Origin of the sequence: Streptococcus mitis, from assembly GCF_002860865.1 — a bacterium.
GTDB classification, from domain to species: domain Bacteria; phylum Bacillota; class Bacilli; order Lactobacillales; family Streptococcaceae; genus Streptococcus; species Streptococcus mitis_AT.
Window position 1 is genome coordinate 1 of record NZ_PKIE01000016.1, and the last position, 7,133, is coordinate 7,133.

A 7,133-nucleotide genomic window follows, 5' to 3' on the forward strand; every position below is an offset into this window, starting at 1 on the left:
GTGTGTTTCTCAGATGCGGCTTATGCCTGCCGTTTGTTTTTTAACTGTTCCCTTTCTTCTCTCCAGTTGAAAAACTACCTCAAGAAACAGTTATCTATTATTCGACCGAATCGAAAATATCAAAGAAAGATAAAGACCCAATCGGTAGTTGATTTCATCTATAGAGTAACATAAATCTCAAAAAATAGAAGATAGGATAGAGAATCACTTTGATGTTCTCAATCCTATCTTCTATTTAAAGAGTTAGATCACTAACTTAATGACATTGGCCTTCGGGTGACTTTTTTGTTACAATAGCTAGAAAAATTATTCACTGTAAATTGTCTTTTAGAAAAGGAGCCTAGTATGAAAGTCTATCAGCATGTAAATATCGTGACTTGTGATCAAGATTTCCATGTTTATCTGAATGGAATCTTAGCAGTTAAGGATTCTCAAATCGTCTATGTTGGTCAAGAGAAGTCAGAGATTTTAGAGCAAGCTGAGCAGATTATAGACTATCAGGGAGCCTGGATTATGCCTGGTTTGGTTAATTGCCACACCCATTCTGCAATGACAGGATTGAGAGGAATCCGAGATGATAGCAATCTCCATGAATGGCTCAATGATTATATCTGGCCTGCAGAAGCAGGATTTACTCCCGACATGACAACAAGAGCGGTTAAAGAAGCTATGATAGAAATGCTCCAGTCGGGAACAACAACCTTCAACGATATGTATAATACCAATGGTGTGGATATTGAGCGGATTTATCAGGCAGTGAAAACTTCCAAGATGCGTTGTTATTTCTCACCGACTCTTTTTTCTTCGGAGACAGAGACAACTGCTGAAACTATAAGCAGAACTCGAGCAATCATTGAGGAAATTATTGGATATAAAAATCCAAATTTCAAGGTGATGGTAGCCCCACATTCTCCCTACAGCTGTGATAGAGACTTGCTGGAAACGAGCTTAGATATGGCGAAAGAGCTTGCTATTCCAATCCATATCCATGTGGCGGAGACCAAGGAGGAATCAGGAATTATCCTGAAACGCTACGGCAAACGCCCCTTAGCCTTTCTAGAAGAACTGGGGTATTTAGATCATCCGTCTGTCTTTGCTCACGGGGTCGAATTAAACGAGAGAGAAATTGAACGCTTGGCAACTTCTCAAGTGTCTATTGCCCACAATCCTATCAGTAACCTCAAACTGGCATCAGGAATTGCTCCAATCATCCAACTTCAAAAAGCAGGAGTGGCTGTGGGAATTGCGACAGATTCGGTTGCCTCCAATAACAATCTAGATATGTTTGAGGAAGGACGGACTGCAGCCCTTCTTCAGAAGATGAAAAGTGAGGATGCCAACCAATTTCCAATCGAAACAGCCCTCAAGGCTCTAACGATAGAAGGTGCTAAGGTTCTTGGAATGGACGAACAGATAGGAAGTCTGGAAGTTGGCAAGAAAGCAGATTTTCTGGTCATCCAACCACAAGGGAAAATCCATCTTCAACCTCAGGCAAATATGCTCTCTCACCTGGTTTATGCTGTTAAATCCAGTGATGTTGATGATGTCTATATCGGCGGAGAACAGGTTGTTAAGCAAGGTCAAGTCTTAACAGTAGAACTTTAAAAGAAAAATCACGAAAAAATTTTAAAAAAGTTTGCAAAAATCTTGCATTCTTTTTTTGACTATGCTATACTTATATACGGTTTGAAAAAACTGCCTAAGACAGTAGGGGAGCTCGACTCATAAGTATCCTACCGAGGACAAAACGTATCATGTAAAAAGAAGCGTATTGTACTTTCGTGTCTAGGTTTGGGCGCGTTTTTCTTTTGGAAAAATTCCCCAAGCAAAATAATAACGGAGGTGAACACACTAATGAGTGAAGCAATTATTGCTAAAAAAGCGGAACTAGTTGACGTAGTAGCTGAAAAAATGAAAGCTGCTGCATCTATCGTCGTTGTAGACGCTCGTGGTTTGACAGTTGAGCAAGATACAGTTCTTCGTCGTGAGCTTCGTGGAAGCGAAGTTGAGTATAAAGTTATTAAAAACTCAATCTTGCGTCGTGCAGCTGAAAAAGCTGGTCTTGAAGATCTTGCATCTGTATTTGTTGGACCATCTGCAGTAGCATTTTCTAACGAAGATGTTATCGCACCAGCGAAAATCTTGAACGACTTTTCTAAAAACGCTGAAGCACTTGAAATCAAAGGTGGTGCAATCGAAGGCGCTGTCGCATCTAAAGAAGAGATTCTTGCTCTTGCAACTCTTCCAAACCGCGAAGGACTTCTTTCTATGCTCCTTTCTGTACTTCAAGCGCCAGTGCGCAACGTTGCTCTTGCAGTCAAAGCGGTTGCAGACAACAAAGAAGACGCAGCTTAATCTTAAGCTACGCAGCGTAGCCTAGCTACGAAAATCTATTATAAATTTAAAACATATTTGGAGGAAATAACAATGGCATTGAACATTGAAAACATTATTGCTGAAATTAAAGAAGCTTCAATCCTTGAATTGAACGACCTTGTAAAAGCTATCGAAGAAGAATTTGGTGTAACTGCAGCTGCTCCTGTAGCTGTTGCTGCAGCTGGTGCTGCTGACGCTGGTGCTGCTAAAGATTCATTCGACGTTGAATTGACATCTGCAGGCGACAAAAAAGTTGGCGTTATCAAAGTTGTACGTGAAATCACAGGTCTTGGACTTAAAGAAGCTAAAGAACTTGTTGACGGTGCACCAGCACTTGTTAAAGAAGGCGTTGCAACTGCAGAAGCTGAAGAAATCAAAGCTAAATTGGAAGAAGCTGGAGCTTCAGTTACTCTTAAATAATAGAGTACCGCAATTATATTGCGGAACCCTTGTTTAATGAAGTTTAAGACAATATAAAGGCGATAATAATTGGGAGAATAATTGTTTTCCCCACCGAAACCCCACTAGGAATTATCTTGGTGGGGTTTTTATATTGCTCTTTGTTAGAAATTTGTGTAGCTCTTGTTAAAAACGCACCAAAAATAGTGCATTTCTTTTTTCTAAATGTTATAATTGTGTTATCAAATGAAAGGAGTTTCCCATGATTGGAAAAAACATAAAATCCTTACGTAAAACACATGACTTAACACAACCTGAATTTGCCCGAATTATAGGAATTTCTCGAAATAGTTTGAGTCGTTATGAAAATGGCACTAGTTCAGTCTCTACGGAACTAATAGATATCATCTGCCAGAAGTTTAATGTATCTTATGTCGATATTGTAGGAGAAGATAAAATGCTCAATCCTGTTGAAGATTATGAATTGACTTTAAAAATTGAAATTGTGAAAGAAAGAGGTGCTAATCTATTATCTCGACTCTATCGTTATCAAGATAGTCAGCGAATTAGCGTTGATGATGAATCTAATCCTTGGATTTTAATGAGTGATGATCTATCTGACTTGATTCATACGAATATCTATTTAGTAGAAACTTTTGATGAAATAGAGAGATATATCGGTTATTTGGATGGAATTGAACGTATGTTAGAGATATCTGAAAAACGGATGGTAGCCTAATGGAAATCCAAGATTATACCGATAGTGAATTCAAACATGCTTTGGCACGGAATCTTCGTTCTCTGACAAGAGGAAAAAAGTTCAGTAAGCAACCTATAGCGATTTTGCTTGGAGGGCAAAGTGGTGCTGGCAAGACTACAATTCATCGTATTAAACAGAAAGAATTTCAAGGAAATATTGTTATCATAGATGGCGATAGTTTTCGTTCTCAGCATCCACACTATTTAGAACTGCAGAAAGAATATGGCAAAGATAGTGTTGAATACACCAAGGATTTTGCGGGAAAAATGGTGGAGTCTTTAGTAAGAGAATTGAGTCATTTGGGATACAATCTTTTGATTGAGGGAACTTTACGTACTATTGATGTTCCAAAGAAAACAGCACAACTATTGAAAAATAAGGGATATGAAGTACAATTAGACTTAATTGCGACAAAGCCTAAGCTGTCCTATCTGAGCACCCTTATCCGATACGAAGAACTATACGCTATCAATCCAAATCAAGCACGCGCAACTCCAAAAGAACATCATGATTTCATTGTTAATCATCTAGTTGATAACACACGAAAATTGGAAGAACTAGCTATCTTTGAAAGAATTCAAATTTACCAGCGAGATAGAAGTTGTGTATATGAATCAAAAGAAAATACAACTTCAGCAGCAACTGTTCTTCATGATTTACTATTTGGAGAATGGAATCAAGTGGAGAAAGAGATGCTTAAATCTGGAGAAGAAAGGTTGAAAGATTTAACTAATCGAAATGGTTGTTAGAACACAAATTTTAAAATATAGTCTACTTATAAATTTTGTTAGTTGTTCAAGGTGGGCGAACATTTTTTAGAACCAAAAAACGCATAGTATCAGGTGTCGAAAAACTTGAAATTATGCGTTTTCTTGTGGGAAGATTTACTCCATTTTCTTCAGGAATTGAGATTTTGCCCAGCCGCAAAAGTTCCAATCAATCTCAATAACTCAGAAAAAAGAAGACTGACAAAATATGACTACTTTAAGACGAAATAAGAAGAAATAAGAAGAAAAATTGTGATCAAAATTAATATAGATTAAAGTAGATTCTGGAATGGTCTATTTTATATATATTGGAGAAGTTTGAAGTGTATTTTCCTGACAGATACAATAGTATACAAGATTAGTGAGAAGATACTGAATTTTCTTAATTTTCTCAATTATTATTAAAAAGTATAAAATAGTATGCTATAATCACATTAGGAGGAGAAAATAATGAAGAAAATTTTTTATAAAAAATTGGGTATTTCAATTATTGCGAGTACTTTATTGGCTAGCCAGTTGTCGACAGTATCTGCTTTGACTGTTATTTCTAGTACAGGTGTAGAATATGAGGTAAGTGAAACATTACAGGAAAGTCCGGAAACTAATAATTTTTCACTTCCTGAGATTTCGCCAACGTATGGTTCATACTACCAAAATCAATCAGAAGTAATTATTGGTACTGATGATTTGGTTAAAATTGATAATACTTTACAGTATCCGTATTCAACTTCAGCTATGGTTTTGTCTGAGTACCATGGTGTATCTAATGGAATGAATACAGAAGGAAGAGGAAGTGCGAATTTTATTAAAGATAATGTTTTAATTACAGCAGCTCATAACTTCTACAGTCATAAATATGGGAAAGAAGCTGATGCTATTTATGTACTTCCGGCAGCTAGTCCAGATCAGGAACCATTTGGAAAGATCAAAGTTAAAGAAGTTCGTTATTTGAAGGAATTTAGAATTTTAAATTCTAGAGATGCATCGAAATATGACTTGGCTCTATTAATTCTAGAAGAGCCTGTTGGTGCAAAATTGGGGACATTGGGGCTTCCAAATAGTCAGAAAAATTTGGCGGGAAAACCAGTAACAATTACAGGCTATCCATCATATGATTTTGGAATTCATCAAATGTATACAGATAAAAAACAAGTTTTAAGTGATGATGGTACTTTTTTGAATTATCAAGTTGATACCTTGGGGGGATCAAGTGGATCTGCTGTTTATGATGCTAGTCACCGTGTAGTTGGAGTACATATTTTGGGAGATGAAGCCAACCAAGTTAATAGCGCAGTAAAATTAAATGAACAAAATTTATCATTTATTTATTCAGTACTCAAAGGTTATTCTCTTGAAGGATGGAAGAAATTAAGTGGTAGTTGGTACTATTATAGACAACATGATAAACAAACAGGTTGGCAAAGTATAAATGGCAAATGGTATTATCTGGAAACCTCTGGTTCAATGTCCACAAGTTGGAAATATATACGAGGAAGATGGTATTATTTAGATAAGACCAATGGTGATATGAAGACTGGTTGGTATAAAGATGGCTCAACATGGTACTATTTAGATCCTACTAATGGAGATATGAAAACAGGTTGGATAAAAGTAGGAGAAAATTGGTATTATCTCAACTCCTCTGGAGCAATGGTTACAGGTAGCCAAACTATCGATGGTAAAGTTTATAATTTCGCTTCATCTGGTGAGTGGATCTAATATTGGAGAAATATATAAATGAAATTTTTGAAAAAAACTATGCAAGTTGGACTAACAGTACTTTTCTTTGGTTTGCTAACTACAAATACTGTATTTGCGGATACCACAGGTGGTCAATTTGTTGATAAGGATAATAGAAAATATTATGTAAAAGATGATCATAAAGCAATCTATTGGCATAAAATAGACGGAAAAACTTACTATTTTGGTGATAAAGGAGAAATGGTAGTTGGATGGCAATACTTAGAAATTCCTGGAACAGGTTATCGTGATGATTTATTAGATAACCAACCAGTTAATGAAATCGGCCTTCAACACAAGTGGTACTATTTTGGACAAGATGGGGTACTACAAGAATTTGTTGGCTGGAAAGCATTAGAGATTAAAACAAAAGACAGTGTTGGAAAAGAGTACGGGGAAAAACGTGAAGATTCAGAAGATAAAGAAGAGAAGCGTTATTACACGAACTATTACTTTAATCAGAATCATTCTTTAGAGACAGGTTGGCTTTATGATCAGTCTAACTGGTATTATCTAGCTAAAACAGAAATTAATGGAGAAAACTATATTGGTGGTGAAAGACGTGCAGGTTGGATAAATGATGGTTCAGCTTGGTACTACCTTGATCCAACAACTGCTGCAATGCAAACAGGATGGCAATATCTAGGTAATAATTGGTACTATCTCCGTTCATCAGGTGCTATGGTAACTGGTTGGGTGAAAGATGGTTCAACTTGGTATTATCTAGATGCTCAAAATGGTGATATGAAGACAGGTTGGGCTTATGTTGGTAACAGTTGGTACTACCTTCGTTCATCAGGTGCAATGTCTACCGGTTGGGTCAAAGATAATGGTAAGTGGTACTATCTCGCATCATCTGGTAATATGCTTCGCAATACACGCACACCAGATGGCTATTATGTAGATGGCAGTGGCGCTTGGAAATAAATTTTAAACAGAGAAAATCTACTGAGAAGGTCAATGTCATTAAGTTAAGAAATTCAAATACAATTCTGTATTTGGGTTTCTTTTTTATGTGATAAACTTATAGTTAAGGAGGGATTTCCCATGATAAAACAAATAAAAGCCCACTTGAATAATAGTATTCAGAG

General features: G+C 36.5%; 7 protein-coding genes, 1 pseudogene and 1 other annotated feature. All 8 genes and pseudogenes read left to right on the forward strand.

Annotated features, from left to right (window positions below; all coding sequences use genetic code 11):
• Nucleotides 1-174, forward strand: a pseudogene (locus CYK18_RS11180) (IS4 family transposase); the annotation flags it as partial.
• Nucleotides 175-345: 171 nt separating this feature from the next.
• A complete protein-coding gene (locus tag CYK18_RS10535; RefSeq protein WP_101786489.1) occupies nt 346-1,605 on the forward strand; it encodes a TRZ/ATZ family protein in 1,260 nt (419 codons plus the stop codon).
• A 75-nt stretch (nt 1,606-1,680) separates the two neighbouring features.
• Nucleotides 1,681-1,816, forward strand: a sequence feature (ribosomal protein L10 leader region).
• A gap of 38 nt (nt 1,817-1,854) precedes the next feature.
• Nucleotides 1,855-2,355 carry a 50S ribosomal protein L10 gene (gene rplJ, locus CYK18_RS10545; protein ID WP_001287277.1) on the forward strand — a complete coding sequence of 167 codons (501 nt, stop codon included), beginning with the start codon at nt 1,855-1,857 and terminating at the stop codon, nt 2,353-2,355.
• 72 nt (nt 2,356-2,427) lie between these two features.
• Nucleotides 2,428-2,796 (forward strand): 50S ribosomal protein L7/L12, encoded by a 369-nt coding sequence (gene rplL / locus CYK18_RS10550; RefSeq protein WP_001196965.1) that lies wholly within the window; start codon nt 2,428-2,430, stop codon nt 2,794-2,796.
• 241 nt (nt 2,797-3,037) lie between these two features.
• Nucleotides 3,038-3,514: a type II toxin-antitoxin system antitoxin PezA gene (gene pezA / locus CYK18_RS10555; RefSeq protein ID WP_101786491.1), complete on the forward strand. Its 477-nt coding sequence runs from the start codon at nt 3,038-3,040 to the stop codon at nt 3,512-3,514.
• Nucleotides 3,514-4,284: a type II toxin-antitoxin system toxin PezT gene (gene pezT / locus CYK18_RS10560; protein WP_101782753.1), complete on the forward strand. Its 771-nt coding sequence runs from the start codon at nt 3,514-3,516 to the stop codon at nt 4,282-4,284. The genes pezA and pezT overlap by 1 nt, the downstream gene beginning before the upstream one ends.
• A 468-nt stretch (nt 4,285-4,752) precedes the next feature.
• The gene (locus CYK18_RS11280; protein ID WP_101782752.1) at nt 4,753-6,021 is read left to right on the forward strand and encodes a trypsin-like peptidase domain-containing protein; all 1,269 of its coding nucleotides are present in this window, start codon (nt 4,753-4,755) and stop codon (nt 6,019-6,021) included.
• An 18-nt stretch (nt 6,022-6,039) separates the two neighbouring features.
• The gene (locus CYK18_RS10570; RefSeq protein ID WP_101782751.1) at nt 6,040-6,969 is read left to right on the forward strand and encodes a PspC-like choline-binding domain-containing protein; all 930 of its coding nucleotides are present in this window, start codon (nt 6,040-6,042) and stop codon (nt 6,967-6,969) included.
• Nucleotides 6,970-7,133 lie beyond the last annotated feature (164 nt).

Bases quoted from the DNA above. Each gene is read 5' to 3' on its own strand.
- CYK18_RS10535 (WP_101786489.1), top strand. From the start codon at position 346: ATGAAAGTCTATCAGCATGTAAATATCGTGACTTGTGATCAAGATTTC.
- rplJ (WP_001287277.1), top strand. From the start codon at position 1,855: ATGAGTGAAGCAATTATTGCTAAAAAAGCGGAACTAGTTGACGTAGTA.
- CYK18_RS11280 (WP_101782752.1), top strand. From the start codon at position 4,753: ATGAAGAAAATTTTTTATAAAAAATTGGGTATTTCAATTATTGCGAGT.
- pezT (WP_101782753.1), top strand. From the start codon at position 3,514: ATGGAAATCCAAGATTATACCGATAGTGAATTCAAACATGCTTTGGCA.
- CYK18_RS10570 (WP_101782751.1), top strand. From the start codon at position 6,040: ATGAAATTTTTGAAAAAAACTATGCAAGTTGGACTAACAGTACTTTTC.
- pezA (WP_101786491.1), top strand. From the start codon at position 3,038: ATGATTGGAAAAAACATAAAATCCTTACGTAAAACACATGACTTAACA.
- rplL (WP_001196965.1), top strand. From the start codon at position 2,428: ATGGCATTGAACATTGAAAACATTATTGCTGAAATTAAAGAAGCTTCA.